The sequence below is a fragment of the Methanosphaera sp. WGK6 genome (assembly GCF_001729965.1).
Taxonomy (GTDB): Archaea; Methanobacteriota; Methanobacteria; order Methanobacteriales; family Methanobacteriaceae; genus Methanosphaera.
On the sequence record NZ_JRWK01000001.1, the window covers coordinates 87,584 to 108,100 of the forward strand.

General features: G+C 28.0%; 18 protein-coding genes. 12 read left to right on the forward strand and 6 right to left on the reverse strand.

What is annotated here, in order from left to right:
- Positions 1-13: 13 nt before the first annotated feature.
- Positions 14-514: an acetolactate synthase small subunit gene (gene ilvN, locus NL43_RS00455; protein WP_069592004.1), complete on the reverse strand. Its 501-nt coding sequence runs from the start codon at positions 512-514 to the stop codon at positions 14-16.
- Between the two features lie 3 nt (positions 515-517).
- A complete protein-coding gene (ilvB, locus tag NL43_RS00460) occupies positions 518-2,191 on the reverse strand; it encodes a biosynthetic-type acetolactate synthase large subunit (RefSeq protein ID WP_069592005.1) in 1,674 nt (557 codons plus the stop codon).
- A gap of 282 nt (positions 2,192-2,473) precedes the next feature.
- Between ilvB and purD the strand changes: the two genes are divergently transcribed.
- The 5 genes from purD (at position 2,474) to NL43_RS00485 (ending at position 7,705) form a co-directional block, all read left to right on the forward strand.
- A complete protein-coding gene (gene purD / locus NL43_RS00465; RefSeq protein ID WP_069592006.1) occupies positions 2,474-3,790 on the forward strand; it encodes a phosphoribosylamine--glycine ligase in 1,317 nt (438 codons plus the stop codon).
- Between the two features lie 199 nt (positions 3,791-3,989).
- Entirely contained in the window at positions 3,990-4,895 is a 906-nt protein-coding gene (gene argF / locus NL43_RS00470; protein ID WP_069592007.1) for an ornithine carbamoyltransferase, read from the forward strand.
- Between the two features lie 84 nt (positions 4,896-4,979).
- Positions 4,980-5,804, forward strand: coding sequence for an imidazole glycerol phosphate synthase subunit HisF (hisF, locus tag NL43_RS00475; RefSeq protein ID WP_069592008.1), 825 nt, complete (start codon positions 4,980-4,982; stop codon positions 5,802-5,804).
- Between the two features lie 8 nt (positions 5,805-5,812).
- Positions 5,813-6,739: a hypothetical protein gene (locus tag NL43_RS00480; protein ID WP_069592009.1), complete on the forward strand. Its 927-nt coding sequence runs from the start codon at positions 5,813-5,815 to the stop codon at positions 6,737-6,739.
- Positions 6,740-6,781: 42 nt separating this feature from the next.
- Complete coding sequence (locus NL43_RS00485; protein ID WP_069592010.1) at positions 6,782-7,705, forward strand: DNA glycosylase; 924 nt, start codon at positions 6,782-6,784, stop codon at positions 7,703-7,705.
- A gap of 109 nt (positions 7,706-7,814) precedes the next feature.
- Here NL43_RS00485 and NL43_RS00490 read toward each other — a convergent pair whose 3' ends face one another.
- Complete coding sequence (locus tag NL43_RS00490) at positions 7,815-8,246, reverse strand: peptidylprolyl isomerase (RefSeq protein ID WP_069592011.1); 432 nt, start codon at positions 8,244-8,246, stop codon at positions 7,815-7,817.
- Positions 8,247-8,444: 198 nt separating this feature from the next.
- On the opposite strand from NL43_RS00490, the gene NL43_RS00500 reads away from it, so the two are divergent.
- Complete coding sequence (locus tag NL43_RS00500) at positions 8,445-9,611, forward strand: aspartate aminotransferase family protein (protein ID WP_069592013.1); 1,167 nt, start codon at positions 8,445-8,447, stop codon at positions 9,609-9,611.
- A gap of 23 nt (positions 9,612-9,634) precedes the next feature.
- On the opposite strand, the gene NL43_RS00505 is transcribed toward NL43_RS00500, so the two are convergent.
- On the reverse strand, positions 9,635-11,386 hold the full coding sequence (locus NL43_RS00505) for a helicase C-terminal domain-containing protein (protein ID WP_069592014.1): 1,752 nt from the start codon (positions 11,384-11,386) through the stop codon (positions 9,635-9,637).
- 227 nt (positions 11,387-11,613) lie between these two features.
- Between NL43_RS00505 and cobI the strand changes: the two genes are divergently transcribed.
- Positions 11,614-12,309 carry a precorrin-2 C(20)-methyltransferase gene (gene cobI, locus NL43_RS00510; protein ID WP_069592015.1) on the forward strand — a complete coding sequence of 232 codons (696 nt, stop codon included), beginning with the start codon at positions 11,614-11,616 and terminating at the stop codon, positions 12,307-12,309.
- Positions 12,310-12,340: 31 nt separating this feature from the next.
- Here the strand turns inward: cobI and NL43_RS00515 are convergent, their stop codons facing one another.
- A complete protein-coding gene (locus NL43_RS00515) occupies positions 12,341-13,450 on the reverse strand; it encodes a glycosyltransferase (protein ID WP_069592016.1) in 1,110 nt (369 codons plus the stop codon).
- Positions 13,451-13,577: 127 nt separating this feature from the next.
- On the opposite strand from NL43_RS00515, the gene NL43_RS00520 reads away from it, so the two are divergent.
- The 5 genes from NL43_RS00520 to NL43_RS00540 all read left to right on the forward strand — a co-directional run bounded on the left by NL43_RS00520 (position 13,578) and on the right by NL43_RS00540 (position 19,345).
- A complete protein-coding gene (locus tag NL43_RS00520; protein WP_069592017.1) occupies positions 13,578-13,832 on the forward strand; it encodes a hypothetical protein in 255 nt (84 codons plus the stop codon).
- A gap of 55 nt (positions 13,833-13,887) precedes the next feature.
- Entirely contained in the window at positions 13,888-14,793 is a 906-nt protein-coding gene (locus NL43_RS00525) for a glycosyltransferase family 2 protein (protein WP_241776191.1), read from the forward strand.
- An 87-nt stretch (positions 14,794-14,880) separates the two neighbouring features.
- Positions 14,881-16,125, forward strand: a complete 1,245-nt coding sequence (locus NL43_RS00530; protein WP_069592019.1) for a glycosyltransferase family 4 protein — start codon at positions 14,881-14,883, stop codon at positions 16,123-16,125.
- A gap of 1 nt (position 16,126) precedes the next feature.
- Positions 16,127-17,086: a glycosyltransferase family 2 protein gene (locus tag NL43_RS00535; RefSeq protein WP_069592020.1), complete on the forward strand. Its 960-nt coding sequence runs from the start codon at positions 16,127-16,129 to the stop codon at positions 17,084-17,086.
- Positions 17,087-17,299: 213 nt separating this feature from the next.
- On the forward strand, positions 17,300-19,345 hold the full coding sequence (locus NL43_RS00540; protein ID WP_084790304.1) for an Ig-like domain-containing protein: 2,046 nt from the start codon (positions 17,300-17,302) through the stop codon (positions 19,343-19,345).
- A 45-nt stretch (positions 19,346-19,390) separates the two neighbouring features.
- On the opposite strand, the gene NL43_RS00545 is transcribed toward NL43_RS00540, so the two are convergent.
- A complete protein-coding gene (locus NL43_RS00545) occupies positions 19,391-20,506 on the reverse strand; it encodes a glycosyltransferase family 4 protein (RefSeq protein ID WP_069592022.1) in 1,116 nt (371 codons plus the stop codon).
- Between the last annotated feature and the right edge of the window lie 11 nt (positions 20,507-20,517).

The window sequence follows — 20,517 nt, forward strand, 5'->3', positions numbered from 1 at the left end:
ATTTTTTTTTAATTCATAATGTTTTATTTCCTCTATTTATTGCAGTTACACCAGTTTTAGCTAGTTCTTTTATACCATATGGTTTCATTAGTTCTGTAAATGCTGTTATTTTAGAATGATCTCCTGTGATTTGTATTATCACTGATTTTGGTGTTACATCAATAAGATGTCCTCTAAATATTTTAGTATATTGTATAATTTCTGTTTTCACTGTTTCATCAGCTGCATGTACTTTCATAAGAACTAATTGTCTTTTAATAGTATTTTCTGGTTTTAGTTCTCGTACTTTTATTACTTCTACTAATTTATTCAATTGTTTTGTTATTTGTTCTAATATTTGGTTATCACCTGTTGTTCTTATGGTTATTCGAGATATTGTTGTGTCTTCTGTTTTTCCAACACTTATATTGTCTATGTTGAAGTTTCGTCTTGTGAATAATCCAGATATTCTTTGTAATACACCGGGCTTATTTTCTACTAGTATACTTATAGTATGTTTATCTGTTTTTCCCATTTGTTATTCCTCCATATTACTGAATTTTTTCATATTTTCAAGTCCAAGGCCAGGTGGTACAATAGGTAATAGTTCTGTAGAATCTATTACTGCATCAATAACTGTTGCTTCTCTTGATTTCAATGCATTTTCAATAGTTTCTCTTAGTTCTCCTGGTTTTTCTACTCTTTCTCCTTTTATACCATAGGATTCTGCTAATTTCACAAAATCAGGAGTAGCTGTTAGTTTAGTAGCATATACATGTTTGTTAAATAATTTTTGAAGTTGTGTTACCATTCCAAGATATCTGTTATTAAGAATACATGTTACAATTGGAAGATCGTTTTCTTTAATTGTAGCTAATTCTTGGGATACCATTTGGAATCCTCCATCACCTACAATAGATAATACATTTTCATCTGGTTTTGCTATTTGTGCTCCTATTGCTGCTGGTAATCCAAAACCCATTGTTCCAAGTCCTCCTGATGATATGAATGTTCTTGGATTTCTTGTTTTATAGTAATGTGCCATCCACATCTGATTTTGCCCTACATCTGTAGTAATGATTGTTTCAGGAGTTATTGCTTCCATTATTTCTTTTATTGTTTCTTGAGGTTTTAATGGAATATTTGTATAACTTATTTTTTCTTCGTTTTCTTGTTTAATTTGTGTAAGATGTTTGGTCCAAATGGTTCTATCAGGAACTTCAACTTTTTTAATAAGTTCAGTTAATGTGATTTTCGCATCTCCTACTATAGGTACATCTATTTTTATAGTTTTACCTATTTCTGCAGGATCTACATCAATTTGAATTTTTTTTGCATTTTTTGCAAATTCTGTAATGTTACTAACACTACGATCAGAAAATCTACAACCTATTGCTATTAAACAATCACATTCTGTTAAAGCTATATTTGTTGAAGCAATACCATGCATTCCAATCATTCCTAGTGATAAAGGATGGTCTTCTGATATTATTCCTTTTCCCATCAATGTTGTAGCTATAGGTATGTTTGTCAATGTTGCAAATTTAATTAATTCTTTTGATGAATTTGAAAGAATAGCTCCTCCTCCTGCTAATATGAGGGGTTTTTTAGATTCATTTATTAGTTCAATAGCCTTTTTAATTTGTTTTGGGTGTCCTTTAGTTGTAGGTTTGTAACCTGGTGTTGTAGTATCTCTTTTAATATTATCAAGATTTATTTCTTCTTTAAGTGCATTATTAGGTAAATCTATAATTACAGGCCCTGGTCTTCCTGTAGAAGCAATGTAAAATGCTTTATCTACACTTTCAGCTATTTTATCAGCAGTACGTGGTTGATAACTATGTTTACTTATAGGCATAGTAATTCCAATTGTATCTACTTCTTGAAATACATCTTTTCCTATTAAATCTGTTGCTACTTGTCCAGTAAGTGCTACTATTGGTGAAGAGTCCATATGGGCAGTTGCAATTCCTGTGATGATATTTGTTGCTCCAGGACCTGATGTTGCTAAACACACTCCTACTTCACCTGATGCTCTTGCATATCCATCTGCAGCATGTGCTGCTGCTTGTTCATGTCTTACTAATATATGATTAATATCTGATTCACAAAGTGCATCATAAAATGGTAACAATACGCCTCCAGGATATCCAAAGATAGTATGAATACCATTTTCTTTAAGTTTTTCAATTAATAGTTCACTACCTTTCATTTTAACACCAATTTTTTTACATTAATAAATCTTATAAAATATTTTAATATGTATAATATTTATACTTCATAAGAATTATATTTTATTTAAAAATAAGTATTAAACTCACTAAATTTAATTTATTTATAGACTAATTATACAAACTAAATTATTTTTGTATAAATAAAAATAATAAAAATGAAAATAATATATAATAATTAATAAAACATTACTAAAAAATTAAGTAATTTATGATAAGTAGGATGAAACACACCTCTTATTCTTTCAGGACGTGATTATATAATGAAAATATTAGTAGTAGGTAGCGGTGCAAGAGAACATGCAATAGCAAAAGCATTAAATAAAAATGCTGAAGTATACACATATATGGGAAGAAAAAACCCTGGATTAGCAGCAGTATCTGAAAAATACATGGTAAATGATGAATCTAATTTTGAAGAAATAATTAAATTTGCTAAAGAAAATGGTGTTGAATTAGCGTTCATTGGACCTGAAGCTCCTCTTGAAAAAGGAATTGTAGATGAATTAAAAAATGAAGGTATTTTATCAGTAGGACCAACAAAAGCAGCAGCACAAATAGAAACCAATAAAGCATTCATGAGAAAGTTATTTGAAGACTATAATATTGCAGGTTCAATAAAATATGGTACATTTTATGAATTAGATGATGCATATAAGTTTATTGATAGTTTTGATGAACCGGTAGTTGTAAAACCAATAGGATTAACAGGTGGAAAAGGAGTTAAAATTGTTGGTGATCAATTAAAGGATAATAATGAAGCAAAAGAATATGTTAAAGAAATTTTTGATCAGAAGATGGGTGGATTTGAAGGTGTAGTGATTGAAGAATTATTAGTTGGTGAAGAATATACAATACAAGCTTTTGTTGATGGAGAACATATAATTCCAATGCCTGCAGCACAAGATCATCCTCACGCATTTGAAGGAAATAAAGGACCAATAACTGGTGGAATGGGTTCTTATTCTGATAAAAATCATTTATTACCATTTTTAACTAAAAAAGATTATGATGAATCAGTTGCTATAATGAAACAAACAATTGATGCAATAGCAAAGGAAGCAGAACCATACAAAGGAATACTTTATGGACAATTCATGCTTTGTAAAGACGGACCAAAAGTAATTGAATATAATGCACGATTTGGAGACCCTGAATCAATGAATGTATTAGCATTACTTGATTCTAATTTAGCTCAAATATCTCAACAAATTGTTAATGGAACATTAGACACTGCCGCATTTAGTAATAAAGCTTCTGTATGTAAATATGTAGTTCCAGATAAATATCCAAATACAACAGCAAATGATACAATTGTTAAAGTATGTGAAGATAAAATTAATCAGGATGATGCACAAGTATATTATGCTGCAGTATATGCAGATGATAATGATGATGTGTACTTAACTTCTTCAAGAGCATTAGCAATTTTAGCAGTAAGGGATACTATTAAAGAAGCAGAAGAGGTATGTGAAGCTGCAATGAAACATATAGATGGAGAGGTATATCATAGAAGTGATGTAGCTACTGAAGAACTATTAAATGAAAAAATGGAACATATGAAAGAAGTTAGATCTTAATCTAACTCTATTCTATTTTTTAATTAATTATTAATCTACTTTTTTTATAAATATCTTCATAATTTATTGTTTTTCACATTATCTATCACTAAAAAAGATAATCTTTTTTAAATACCAAAAACAAATAAATATATTATTTATTATTAGTTGAATAAAAATATTAAGAGTAAATTATTTTTTTAATTAGGGAAGGATTAAAATGGATAGATTATTATCAATGACTGATGCAAAAGATCAAATTAAAACAATATTAGATATAGCATCAGATTTAAAATCAGGTAAAATAACAGAAAAACCACTCAAAGATAAATATTTAGGAATGATTTTTGAAAAATCATCAACAAGAACAAGAGTATCTTTTGAAGTTGGAATGCATCAATTAGGTGGAACTCCATTATATTTATCAAGTAAAGATTTACAGTTAAACAGAGGAGAACCAATACCTGACACTGCAAGAGTATTATCTCGTTTTTTAGATTGTATAATGATAAGGGCTAAAAAACATGAAAATGTTGAAGAATTAGCAGATTATGCATCTATTCCAATCATAAGTGGATTAACTGATAAAGAACATCCTTGTCAAGCATTTGCTGATTTATTAACTATAAAAGAATATAAGGGTGATTACAATAGAAAATTAGTTTTCATAGGGGATGGAAACAATGTATGTAATTCTCTATTATTAGCTTCAGCATATGTTGGAATGGATATGGTTGTTGCATGTCCTGAAGGGTATGAACCAGATAAAGAAATATATGAATTAGCAAAAGAAGAAGCTAAAAAAACTAATGCTAATATAAGCATAGAACACAACATACATGAAGCTGTAAAAGATGCAGATGTACTATACACTGATGTATGGGTAAGTATGGGTGATGAAGAAGAACAAGAAGAAAGGGAAAGAATATTTAAACCATACCAAATTAACAAACAATTATTATCTGAAGCAAAAGAAGATGCAATAGTAATGCACTGTTTACCAGCAATACGTGATCAAGAAATAACAGATGATGTTATGACTTCATCTCAATCAGCAATATGGGATCAAGCAGAAAATAGATTACATGCACAAAAAGCAATATTATATACAATTTTAAAAGAATAAAAAAATAATATATTTTTTTAAACCCTTCCCTTTTTTTATATAACCTACAATTTAGAATAATATTTTTTTTAGAGTTGAAGTGATATGTTATCAAAAAGAATAATACCTTGTTTAGATTGTGATTTACAAGTACCAGAAGGACGAGTAGTAAAAGGTGTAGAATTTAAACAAATAAGATATGCTGGAAATCCTGTGGAATTAGCAACAAAATACTATGAACAAGGGGCTGATGAAATAGTATTTTTAGATATAACTGCATCTCATGAAAGAAGATCAACAATGGCTGATGTAATTAAAAAAACAGTTGAAAATGTATTTACTCCAATATGTGTTGGTGGGGGAATACGTGAAGTAAAAGACTATGTAAACATGTTAAAAGCAGGAGCAGATAAATGTTCAACAAATACTGCTGCAATTAAAGATCCTTCTCTAATAAACCGGGCATCAGAACACGTTGGAAGTCAAGCATGTGTAATAGGAATAGATGCAAAAAGAAGATATGTTGAAAATCCATCAGAATCCGATGAACATTATATTGTTGAAACAGATGATGGTTATTGTTGGTTTGATTGCAGTATTTATGGTGGACGTGAATTCACAGGAATAGATGCTGTTAAATGGGCTATTGAATGTGAAGAAAGAGGTGCTGGTGAGATATTATTAACTAGTATGGATAGGGATGGTACAAAAGTAGGTTATGATTTAGATTTAACTAAAACAATAAGTAAAAATGTAACAATACCTGTTATTGCTTCAGGAGGAGTAGGAAATCCTCAACACATCTATGATGCATTTAATAAAGGGGAAGCAGATGCAGCATTAGCAGCAAGTATATTCCATTTTAATGAATACCCCATACCTGAAGTAAAAGAATATCTTAAAAAGAAAAATATACCTATGAGGATATGAGGAAAAATATGACATTGATAGTAAATATTACTACTCCTGAAGGAATAGTGATGGCCTCTGATAGTCGACAAACACAAAGAAGTACTAGTCAAATGACGAGAATCTCTACAAATAATGCATATAAGTTATTTGCAATAAATAATAGAATACTTGTTGGAACAGCAGGTTTAGCATTTTTCGCAGATAATACGGGTGTTCAAAAAAATGTGTCAAAATATGTGGAAGATTATTGTAACTCTACAAATCAGAAAAATTTAACTGTAAAAGAGATTGCAACACAATTACATGCTTATCTTAATAAAAAATATCCATGGGAACAACAACTTGAAATGTCTGCTCAACAATTAAAAATAGACGCACAACATAATGGAGCACAAGTATTATCTCTTGAAAAAGTAAATGATGCAATAGATTTCAGAATAAAACAACCTAATGGGAGAATCGAGGAAGGACATCTTAATGCAGAACCAATAAATTTACTTGTAAGTGGATTTAATAAAAATGGTTTATCTGAGACATATGAATTATGTATTCCTGGAAAAGTTATTCTAAAACGAAAAACTAATGATTTTGGATGTGTATGGATTGGTCAGGGCGATCTTGTTGCACGTATGATTATAGGATATGATAAAAAAATAATGAATACACCTATATTTCAAAAAGTATTAGCAACAACACCACAAGATGAATTAATAAAACAATTACGTGGAGTTGAATACACTATTCCTTGGCCATTATTAACACTTCAAGATGCAATAGATTTAGCTGTTTTTCTAATAAAATCAACAGAAATGATTCAAAGATTTGCTGATGGAACTAACATGGATAATGGTGAAATACAGGGTGTGGGTGGACCAATAGATGTTGCAGTAATAACTCAAGAAGATGGAATTCAATGGATTAAACGAAAACAAATTGGATTTCCTGAAGAATAATTTCTTTAACTTTTTTTAATTTAATATTTATGCAGTGATTTCATGGTTAAAAATCAACTTATTATTAGTAATAATGATTATTATGGAGATTTTGACTTAAATTTAACAATTAATTCTGGTCAAACAAGTCAACCTCCATTTAAATATGAAAATGGTACTTATCATGAGGTAATATCTATTGATAATGAAAATATTTTAATTAATTTAACTCAAAATAATCTTAATGAACCCTTAATTATTGACTATGTATGTGAAGACTATGTTGATGAAGATAAACTTCTAGATAAAATTTACTACATCTTTGATTTGGATTATGATTTGAATGAATTATATAATTATTTAGATGTAAATAGTGAATTAAATAATATTTATAAGTTTAATAAAGGTTTACGGTTATTTAAAGCACAATTTCCATATGAATGTATAATGTCATCTATATGTTCTGCTAATAATTCTATAAAAAGGTGGACTAATTCAATACAATCTATAAAAGAAAGTATGGGTGTTAAAGTAAGTATTGATGATGAATCCGGTTTTACTTTTCCAAAAGAAGAAACTTTTTTGAAAATACCTGAAGAAACTTTGAAAAAATTTGGAGTAGGCTATAGAAGTTCATACATGTTAAATTCAACAAAGAAAATATTGTCAGAAAAAAATTTTCATAACATGATTAATAATATGGATTATAATAGTGCATTTAATAAAATTATAGAATTAGAGGGTGTTGGACCAAAGGTAGCTGATTGTATATTATTATACGGATATAATAAACCTGAGGCATATCCAGTTGATGTGTGGATTAATAGAATAACAACATATCTTTATTTCAAGAATCAAAAACCGTCAAATAAAAAAATAATGAATTTTGCACAAGATAAATTTGGGTGCTATGCAGGTTATGTACAATTATATTTATTTAATTATGCACGTTCATCTGGCTTAATGGATAAATTAAAAAATATCTAAAAAAATAACACAAAAGAAATGTATTTTTAGGGAGGTGAGGGGTCAGAATAAATATTACATAAATTCTATTTTATTTTATGTCTTTTATAATATATAATATTTTTTTTATTTATTCATCAACAACAGTTATAGTGTTTATAACATCGCCTTGTCTAATTTCATAAACAACTTCCATACCTTCAATTACTTGTCCGAATACTGTGTGAACTCCATCAAGGTGTGGTTGTGGACTGTGTGTTATAAAGAATTGACTTCCACCAGTGTCTTTTCCAGCATGTGCCATGGATAATGCTCCAGTTCCATGTCTGTGTGGATTACCTTCAGTTTCACATTTAATAGTGTAACCTGGGCCACCGGTTCCATTTCCGTTAGGACATCCACCTTGTATTACAAAGTCTGGTATTACTCTGTGGAATGTGAGACCATCATAAAATCCTTTATTTGCTAATTCTTCAAAATTTTTTACTGTTCCAGGTGCTTCATTAGGGAATAATTCTATTGTAATGTCACCTTTATCTGTTTTTATAACAGCTTTTTTCATGTATTTCACCTAACTTTTTAGTTATGTAATAAGCTTTATAGATACCTCTTTTTATAATTATGGTCTTTTTATATTCTTTTATTTCGTAAATTTTATACTTAATTGGAAATAAATTATTAATTATATAATAAGTTAATAAAATTAATTCATTATTTTTATAATTTAACATAATTTTAATTTTTATGGAGGTTTATTTCTTTGAATACTAACGAAGTAAAAGACACATTAGATACATATGTTATGCACAGCTATGGACGTTATGATTTAGTAATTGATCATGCTCATGGTAGTATAGTATATGATAAAGAAGGAAAAGAATATATTGATTGTGTTGCAGGTATAGCAGTAAATAGTATTGGACACACTCACAAAAGAGTTACTGAAACACTGACTGAAGAATCAAAAAAACTTATTCATGTTTCAAATCTTTACTACACTGAGGAACAAGCAAGTTACGCTGAAAGAATAGTTAAACTTTCACCTCATGATAAAGTATTTTTCTGTAACAGTGGTGCAGAAGCAAATGAAGGAGCAATAAAACTAGCACGTAAATACACGGGTAAAAGTGAAATTATTGCAATGAATGATTCATTCCATGGAAGAACACTCACAACAATCACTGCAACGGGACAACCTAAATATCAGAAAGGATTCGGACCACTTCCTGAAGGATTTATACATGTGGACTATAATGATATTAAACAAATAGAAGATGCAATAACTGAAAATACTGCAGCAGTACTTGTAGAGCCAATACAAGGAGAAAGTGGTGTAAGAGTTCCTGATGAAGATTATTTACCCGAACTTAGAAAATTATGTGATGAAAAAGGAATTCTTTTAATATTTGATGAAGTTCAAACTGGTTTTGGACGTACTGGTAAGTTATTTGCTTCAGAATTAACTAATACAGTACCTGATATAACAACCTGTGCTAAAGCAGTAGCTGGTGGATTACCAATGGGACTTGTCCTTGCCCGTGCAGAAGTAGCAGATGCTTTTACTCCAGGAACTCATGCTTCTACATTTGGTGGAACTGCACTTGTATGTGCAGTAGCATCAACAGTACTTGATATATATGAAGATGAAAAGTTAGTAGAAAAATCATATGAAAATGGTAAATATTTCCTTGAAAAACTTGAAGCTTTAAGAGAAAAACATGACTGTATTGTGGATATAAGAGGTCGTGGTTTAATGGTTGGTGTTGAAGTAAATTATCAATGTGGTGATTTAGTAGCTGAAGCTCAAGAAAAAGGAGTACTTATTAATGTTGCAAATGGTTCTGTTATAAGATTTGTACCACCACTTATAATCACAAAAAAAGAATTGGACAAAGTAGTAGAAGTTATTGATGAAATATTACCATAAACTTCTTATATTCTACTTTTTTTTTATTTTGTTGTAATGGCTTCTCTAAAGAATTTAGGGATTAGTTTTCTATACATTTTATTTCTTAATATTGTTTGTATATTTTTATCAAGAATATATGTATCACAATGATCATTTTCTGCTCTCATTCCACGACCATATGCCTGCATCAGTGTCATTATAGTTTTATATGCATACCATTGGGGGTCAATGTTTTTTCTTTCATTTATTTGTTTATCTCCAAGATATGGGTAGGGTACTTTGTATATTACTTGGAATTGACATTTTTCGTATGGTAAATCAACACCTTCACTCATAGAGGGACTAACAAGGACATAAGGATTTTTTGATTTTTCAAATTCAGCTAATGTCTGGTCTCTTGTTTTAGATGTATGTGAAAGTAGTCTTTGTTCTCTTATATGCTCCATAATATAATTTTGACATTTGTAACTGTTAGTATGGATTAATCCTTTTTCATTTTTATGTTTATCAAGTATTTCTTTAAGTACTGGTATGGTTTTAGGTGCTGTATGCCAAAGAGCTCTTTTAGACATTGGTCCTACTAGGTGCATGTGAATTGGTCGGTATTCTTTTTTAAATGGACTTTCACTTTTAATATAATATACTTCTTCAGGATCTAAACCTAGCCAGTTACAGAATAAATCTTTATCAAGAATTGTTGCACTCATAAATAGTACTTTATCTGCATATTGGAAAAGTGTTTTTTCTGCATATCTGTCTATTTTCAGGGGTTTGAATGAGACCATATCTTCTTCGGGTGATACAACCCAATCTTCAGGATCTTTTTTTATGTTTTCAGTAATCTCTTTAATTTTTCTTTTAGTATGTTCGATACGATCTCCTTTTTGTTTAGTTAGTGTGGTTGTGTTAATTGCATTATATGAATCAAATATTGCTTCTAGAAATGCAATCCAGTCTTTAATATCAGTATAATTTTTCATGTCTTTTGGAATTACTTGATTTACATCTTTCTGTAATTGTTTGTTGTAGAGATTAAGTTCTAATTTATGCATTATTTTGTCTTCAATATTATGTGCTTCATCTAGTATCATTATGTTACGTTTCTGGAAGTGTTGTACATAATTTAGTTCAAGATATGCATAATCATAATTTAGTAATGCTACGGGTTCTTTGATTGCATCTGCTTTTTGACTCCAGTAAGGACATTTTTCAGATGATTTGAATGTGAATGGCGTGTTATAGAATGTTTCTCCTGTGTCTTTTCTTAAATCTTTTTGTCTGTTTTGTTCCATTTTTATACCATATGGGCAGGTAAATTCTTGTCCTGTTCTTATTGTCTGACAAGTTCCCTGATCACAAGAGTTTAAAGCTCCACTATCTAGGCATGAAAAATTGTTTCGTCCTTTTACTTGTGCATAACCAAATTCATTAGCATATTGTCTTTGTAATTGTTTTGTCATTGTAAGAATATATGCGGGTTGTAAAATTTGTCCAAGTGTTGCAGCAATGGCTGATTTTCCAGTACCTGTTCCTGCTTCAAGTATAACATATCTTTTATCTGATTCGAAAGCATTTAATATTTCAGTAATTAGTTCTAATTGATTATGTCTTGATTCTTTAAATGGGAAGTTTTCAATGATTTCATCATCTATATCTGGATGTTGACGTTGTAATTCTTCTTTTTCTTCTGTGGATGGTCTTGTAAGGAGTGAATGTTGTTCTTCGGGTTTATCTGAACATATACACTTATTTTTTATCATTCCACATTTTGGACAAAATATTGTATTCATAATGTTTATATTTCTTTTTTATTTTATTAAAATCCCCTCTTTTTTTTATTTCCATTTTGGTTTAATGTTGGATTAATCTTTTTTAGAAGTTTTTTAAAATTATATATATTTAAAATGCTTAAATTAATAATATAAGAATAAATACGACGTATAAATTAAGTTTACTTTAATTTTTTTAATAAATTAAAGATTATAATTCTTTTTTTTAAATATTAATAGGAATTGATAGTATGACAATTGGAAAATTATATGGTATAGGGGTAGGTCCTGGAGACCCTGAACTAGTGACAATAAAAGCAGCAAGGATTATCAAAGAAACAGATATTATATTTGCTCCACAATCACGTAATGGAAAACCTAGTGTAGCATTAAATATAGTTCAAGGAATAGTGGATGAAAGAGAAGAAAAATGTGAAATACTACAACCATTATTCCCAATGACTGAAGATAAGAAGGAATTAGAAAAATCATGGGATGAAGCAACAAATGTGCTCTTTGATAAATTAACTACAGGTTTAAATGCAGTATTTGTAACATTAGGTGATCCAACCGTTTTCAGTACATTTTCATATATATCCTCAAGATTACAAGCAAAAGGGGTGGAAGTTGAATTAATTCCTGGAATAACTTCATTTACCGCATGTGCAGCAAGATCTGGAATTCAATTAACTGAACAAGATGATATTATGGTAGTGGTGCCTCAAGTAGATGAAAGATTAACAAAAATACTACCCTATGCAGATACTGTTGTAGCAATGAAAACTTCAAGACATTTGGATGTGCTAGAAGAATGTATAGATAAAGATCCAAGAGAAAAAGAAATAGTATCTGTACAAAATTGTACAATGGAAAATGAGAATATTGTACATGGATTTGTAGATAATAAAAAATACTTTTCAACAAGTATAATTAAATTTAAAAAGTAATTATTTTATTTTTTACCTTTTTAATCTATTTTTATAAATTTATTCCTTGAAGTTTATCATTTAGTTTTTTACAAATAATATCCCAACTAAAATAATTATACACTATTTTTTGAATAAGATAAGGATTTTGTTTTATATTATTCCAGTTATTAATAGTGTTAGTTAGAGTTTTACGAAGAATTTCTTCATCATGTTCTATTATCTGACCATATCCTGTTTTTTCAATAATGTCTGGTGATCCACCTACGTTTGTTGAAATTATGTAATTTCCATGATATGCTGCTTCTAGTGTGGATATTCCAAAACTTTCTTTTAATGAAGTACAACAATATATGTTTGATTTAGCATATTCTTTGGATAATTCTATTTTATCTGAGATATATCCCTTTAATATTATTTTTTCTCTAAGTTTTGGATTTTTATTAAAAATTTCTTCAAAGAATTCTTGCATATCTTCCTTGATTTCTCCTATTAAAACTAATTTCCAATCGTTTAATTCCATGTTACTTATAGCTGATATAAGCATATCAATTGATTTGTTTTCTTTTTGAATATAACCTACATAAAGTATTGTTTTTTCTTTTTCTAATTTAACATTAGTTTTAACAACACCATTTGGAAGATACATTAATTTATTATTATTTACTAATTTACTTTTCTTTAGTACTTCATAGTTTCGTAGAGTTTCAATACTAATTACATCTATGTAGTTAAATAGTATTTTAACAAGTTTTCTACGTAAACTAGGCATAATTCCTTTTCTTTTAACTAAAAAATCAATTATGTCATTGTTAGCATCTAATTTAAGATGTATTTTTCCTTTTCTATTATGGATTTTATATGTAAAAATGTATGAAGGTAAAATGCTGTATCTTAAATGATAAAATTCAATTACATCAATATTTTGAGCATTATTTTTAATATATTGTTTAACATCTTTCTTTTCATTTCCTGTTTTTTCTAGAAATTCCAGCTGCATATTGTCTTTTTGAAGTAAAGAATTCATATATTCATAGTTATCATTATTATAAGTAGTTATTGTAGTATTATAATATTTAGATAAAGTATATGGAATCATTCCCACATCCTTTGTTAGAATGTAATTGTATAGTCCTGGAAATATGCAATTAAATTTTTTCAATTTAGTAAATCTCCTTATTTTTTAAGATACTTTTTATAAACAATATGTATTAATATTGAATTATATTAATCTAATTATATAAATATAGTATTAAGAGTTTAATTAATTAGTACTGGGATTGTTTTAAATGTCTAATTACGATGATTTAAGAAATTTAAGTGATGAAGAAATTATTGAAATAGGAAAATACTCATTAGTATTTTTAGGTGGTGTAGTAGTAGGTTATGGAATTAAAAAAATTATAAGTTCTCCTACTATGAGTAATATTAAAAGAAATACGGGTAATTTAATTAAAAATTATTTTGATCCTACATTTAATATTGTTGAAGACAACAATAATGAAGTAGACACAGAATATGTCGAGTATGATGTTGACGAATAATTAACTTTTTTTTATTATTTAAGGGGTTTTTATTATTTACAATAAAGTATCAATAGTGTTGTTAAATTGGAATGGTCATAAAGACACTATTGAATGTTTGAATTCTTTAAAAGAATTGAATTATCCAAATTTTGATATTTATTTAGTGGATAATGATTCAAAAGAAGAATCTATTGATTTTATTAGAAAATATCTTGATAATAGTGACTATTCGTATGATATCGCTACAAAAAATACTATTCAAAGTTATATAAAACCAGATGATTTGGATTTATTATTAATTTTAAATGATAAAAATGAAGGATTTGCTGGGGGAAATAATTTAGCTCTTGATTATATATATAATAATAGAAATACTGATTATATACTTTTATTAAATAATGATACAATAGTATCTCCTGATTTTGTCAATGGATTACTTGATAAAATAAAAGAGGATGATAATACGGGATTTGTTGGAACAACTCATTATTATTATCAGGATAAAAGTAAAATACAAACTATTGGTGGGGGAATAGTTGATTTAAGTCATGGTGAAGCAAGAGCAATCACAGAGAAAAACCAGAAAGATACTTTTGATTTCATCACAGGCTCTTGTATTTTAATGTCTCTTGATGTGTTGTTGGATGTTGGCATGATGTGTCCTGATTTCTTCATGTATTGGGAAGACGTAGATTGGTCTACTAGTGTACGAGAACATGGATATCATCTTAAAGTTTCGGACTATGGTTGTATATATCATAAAGAAGGTGCATCAATAAAATCATTATCACGTATATATTATCATACACGTAATAGGATATTCTATATGAAACGTCATACAAGCGGTCTAAAATACTATCAATTTATTATCTACATAATCCTGTATGTAATGAAAGAAGCTACAATGAATATTAATAAAAATAGAAAATATTCAAAAACTCTACTAAACGGACTAAAAGATGGATTATTAAAACATTAATTATTACTTATATAAAAAATTCACATAACTAATATAATGAATATTACTGATATTTAAAATTTAAACAAAATAATAGGTGATTGGAACATGGGTGATAGAAAATTAAAAATAGCAGTTTTTCATAATTTACCTTCAGGAGGAGCTAAAAGGTCATTATATACATATATTGATTATTTAACAAGTAATGGACATATTGTAGATGTATTTATACCTAAAACAGCTAATGAAGAATATTTACCACTAAAAAATGTGGTTAGTAATATAATTGAATATGAGGTTAAACCTAGTTTCATAAGAGAAAAAATATACTCTATATTTAGTTATGTTCCAGCAATAATTAAGAAAGTTTCTGTAAATAATGTTATGAAGACAGAGAAAAAGATTGCAGAAGATTTAAATGATTCTGGATATGATATTGTTTATTGTGAACAAGATCAGTTTACAATGACTCCTGTAATATTTAAATATTTAACAAAACCAAATGTATATTATTGTCAACAACCTATACGGAAAGATAAAATATTAACAAAGGTAAATAATCAAAAAAAGAAAATTGGTGTATTTAATCATCCAATAATAAGACCATTTGCACAATATTTTGTAAATTATATTGAAAATAGGGATTATGAAAGAGATTTAGAGTTTGCAGAATATTCCAAAAATTTATTAGCAAATTCTTACTTTAGTCATGAATCTATATTAAAACAATATGGTAAAAATGCATATGTTTCATATATTGGGGTAGATACAAAGATGTTCAAACCATTAAATTTACAACGAGAAAACTATGTATTATCCGTAGGGACTTGTATTCCTCCAAAGGGATATGATTTTTTAATTAAATCAATAGCACGCATACCTAAAGAAAAACGTCCTGAATTAGTAGTAGTAGGTAACAGTAGTGATGAAGGATGGGTGAACTATCTTAAAGAGTTAGCAAAAGAAAAAGAAGTAGAATTAGATATTCTTACAATGATTTCTGATGAGGATCTTATAAGATTATATAATAAAGCTAAATTAGTTGTGTATGCACCATACCTTGAACCATTTGGTTATGTTCCATTAGAAGCAATGGCTTGTGGAACTCCAGTAGTTGGAGTTAAAGAGGGGGGAATTAGAGAAACCGTACTTCATAATAAAACAGGAATTTTAACTCAAAGAGATGAAGATGATTTTGCAAAAGCAATAATAAAATTATCTGAAGATAGAACATTATGGAATAAATATTCTTCAAATGGAATTCAATATATTCAATCTTTTTGGACACTTGAAAAAGCTGGTGAAAGGTTATTAAAACATTTGTATAGAATTTTAGATAAAAAGGATGATTAAAATGACAAAACCATTAGTATCTATAATATTATTAAATTGGAATGGATATGAAGATACACTTGAAGCATTAGAATCATTATACCAAATAGACTATCCTAATTATAATGTAATCGTGGTAGATAATCATTCAACAAATGACTCTATAGATAAAATAAAGGATTATGCTCAAGGAAATATTGTAGTAAAAACAGATTATGTAAATTATCAGAATAATAAACCTATAAAATTAATTCACATGATGGAGGATGAATTAACACAAGCAATAGATAACACATCTACATATGATGAAAAAAAATTATTACTTATAGAAAATTATGATAATTATGGGTTTGCAAAAGGAAATAATATTGCAATGGAGTACACAGTAAAATATGATAAACCTGATTATGTGTTATTACTTAATAATGATACTATTGTAGATGCTGAGTTCTTAATGAAAATGATAAATGTTGCATTAAATGATGATAAGATTGGGATTATTGGCCCTAAATTTTATTATTATGATTATGAGGGATCTCATGATACAATATGGTGTATTGGTAGTGTAGTTGATCTAGAACATTATCCGGGACATCATAGTATTATGAATGAGAATTATTATGATACCTCGAAGAATGTTATTGATTGTGATTGGGTTTCTGGTGCAGGATTACTAATTAAAACAGAAGCAATTCCTAAGACTTATTTAGATACGAGTTTCTTCTTTGGTTGTGAAGATGTTGATTTAGCAGTTACTGTTAAAAAGAAAGGATATAGGATAGTATCTGTAATGGATTCAATAATATGGCATAAAGTGGGTATGTCTAGACATAAGAGTTCTACTTTCCGTACAGAATATAATCATGTTAAAACAAATCTCCAATTTATTAAGAAACATAAAGATAATTATTATTTAAATCTACCCAAATACATATATCAAATATCTAAATTGTATTTTAAAGCTGTATTAAACAAATTTTAATTTCTTTTCACATCTATTTTTTTTATTACATTTCATATAATTATTATTAATTTATCTATACTTTTATATAAGAAATAATATTTAAATATGATTACATACTTCAAAAGAAGCTATGTTATTATTTTACTAAAATTGAATTATTTAGAATATTCATTCAAATAATTTACAGGAGTTGTTAAAATTAAGCGAGTAAAACTATTAATACTTGTAATCATGGTATTAATAGGTATCTCTGTAGTTTCTGCAGGTGATTCTAGTCAAATGACTACTGTTTCGAATGATGAAGGTAATATGACGTCATCAGTTGCGGTAAATATGCAGGATATAACTAATAAAACTTCTGAAAATATAAATCCATATGTAAGTGGAGTTTCATCTAAATTTTCAGAATATAAGGAAAATACTTCTTTAAATACACAACAAAACATAAAATCAGTAAAACAATCAACAAATACATCTACTATACATGTATCTTCACTAACAGTTGAAAATAAAACAATATCTTGTAATAGTAGTGTACAATTAGTAGTTAAAGTAGTTGATAAAACTACTAATGTCAATGCTTCTAGTGGAAAAGTAGCATTTAAAATAAATGGTAAAACTGTAGGCTATGGTAGTGTAGTTAATGGTAAAGCATATTACACATATAACACATCAGGATTAACTGCAAAAAATTATACTATTTCCGTTGTATATGGTGGAAATTCTTATTTATCTAAATCTAATGCAACAGGTTGTCTTACAGTAATAACAAGAAATACACAATTGACTGTAGATAATAAAATAATCATTTATAATAGCAGTGTACAATTAACTACTACTGTAATTGATAGTTCTACTAAAAACTATGTTTCTGGTGGAAAAGTAGCATTTAAAATAAATGGTAAAACTATAGGTTATGGTAGTGTAGTTAATGGTAAGGCATATTACACATATAATACTTCAGGATTAAGCGTAAAAAACTATACCATTTCTGTAGTATATAGTGGAAATTCTTATTTATCTAAATCTAATGCAACAGGTTATCTTACAATAATTACAAGAACTACTCAAATGAGTATAAGTAATAAAACAGTTTTAAAAGGAGAACTAGTTCAATTAACTGTTACTGTTGTGGATAACTCTACTAAAAATTATATTTCTGGTGGAAAAGTAGCATTTAAGATAAATGGTAAAACTGTAGGCTATGGTAGTGTAGTTGATGGTAAAGCATATTATAATTATAATACCTCTTCATTAGGTCTTGGAAATTATACAATAAATGCAAGTTATTCTGGATCTAAAATATATTCTTCTACAGTGAGTAGTAAAGGTGTATTAACGATTACTAGTCCTTCATTCACCTATGCTGAAATTAAGGAAGCAGCAGTTTATCTTAGAAACCAATATGAATCAGACCATATTGTTACAAAAGTTATAGTGGGATCTATGACAATGGGTGTTGAAGATTTTCTACCAATAATGATTAAAATGGTTAATAATATTAACAGTGGAAATGTATCAAGTTCTATAAGATATATTGATTATACTCCAATAACTTCACAAATTGATACAATTACTGGTGGAAAACTAAGTTTATCTGAAATAATTACAATGGGAAATAAAATATTGAATTTTTATTCAATAAATAATAGGCCTCCTACTTATGCTACAACAACATATGGAAAACTTGGATATTATAATATAATCTACACTTATTTAAAAATAATTGATGTATCTTCATCTAATTATCTTCCATCAACGAACAAAGTATATAACTGGAGTGTTATACATCCAACAAATATCACATCACGTAAGATATACATAACCTCGGATAATATATTTACTTCAACTAAAGATAAGGCATTTATGAATTCAATCAAATCAATTCTTGAATCCAAGGGATTTACAGTATCTATAGTTGGTTTAGGTCCAAATACTCATAATACTGGAATATGGGCTGAATCATTACCTGATAATGCAGTTCAATTGTCTATATTTGGAGGGTCTGATGCTGGAGTAATATATGATATATGTACTAGAAGTTTCATGCGAAAAAAAGCAAACAGGCTAATATTTATTGCTCTATATTCAGGGACTGCTAAAAATATAACTGATTTGGATTTTCTTGAAAGAGCACATGATGATAATTATAGTCCCAGTTCATTTAAGGGATTAGCTTATCCTGATATTTATCTTAAAGAGCATGGGTATGATTATGTATATACAACAAGTGCCACTAGTATAGTTGATGCATTAATAGATTATATAAATGGTTAAAAATAGTATTTTTCTTTTTATTTTTTTAAAATAAAAAATAGGGGTTTATTTTATTGAATTAATAGTTTTAATAAAAGCATTAATCATATTAGTATATTGAAATTCTTTTTTAATTATATTTTTTGATTCTTGACTCATTTTTTCTTCTAAATCATTATCTGTAATTATTTTACGCATGGCTTTGAATAATGTGTCACTATCTTTTTCTGGAACAATAAATCCATTATTTTTAATCATATCTGGCGCTGCACCCACAGCAGTGGTTGCAATTACTGGATTACCATAATACATTGCTTCATTTAATACAAATACCCAGGGATCACCCATACCTTTATTTATGGAAGGTATTACTACAAGATTACTTCTCTGGTAATATTCTTTTAATTCGTTATTTTTGATTTGTCCTAAGAATTCCACGTTTTTAATATTATTTTCTTTAACATATTCCTTTAATGAATTTTCTTCAGGTCCTGATCCTATAATTAATAATTGAATATTATCCACTTCTTTTTTTAGGTTAGAATATGCTTCTAGGAGGTATTTAATTCCTTTACGGGGTATTAAACGACCTACATATAATATTTTCTTATTATTTGTTGATTTTTTTATATTTTCATCAATACCTGAAATATTACTTACATTCGGCATGATATGTATCTTGTCTTCAGAAACTCCTAGTTTATTATGGAAATATTGTTTGTGCAAGGTTCCAGGTACTATTATTGCATCAGCATGATTAGTTAAGTATTTAATTATACAATTTAGTATTTTTTCTTTCAGATTGTTTTCTTTCTCCCAATCCCAATCTTCACGCCAGATAATAAATTTTTCTTGTTTTATTTTTGTTATAGAAAATAAAATAATACTTTCTATTAGTTCTTGAATAGTATCCCAACTTCCACCGATTACAAAATCATTATTTGTGCATGCTTTTTTTATCAAACCTTTAGCAAAACCATGTTTATTATTAAGTGTTGTATAATTTACTTCTTCAAGTCCTTTTATTTTTTTATCTATTTTATTGTCATATATGTCTTGTATAACATCAATATGGGTAAATACAAGGTTTAAATCATATATTTCTGCAAGTTTTTTAAAAAAGGGAATTCTGTACCACATCGCAGTATTATGTGTAAATAATATTTTTGTTTTCTTAGGCAAATCTAGATCTC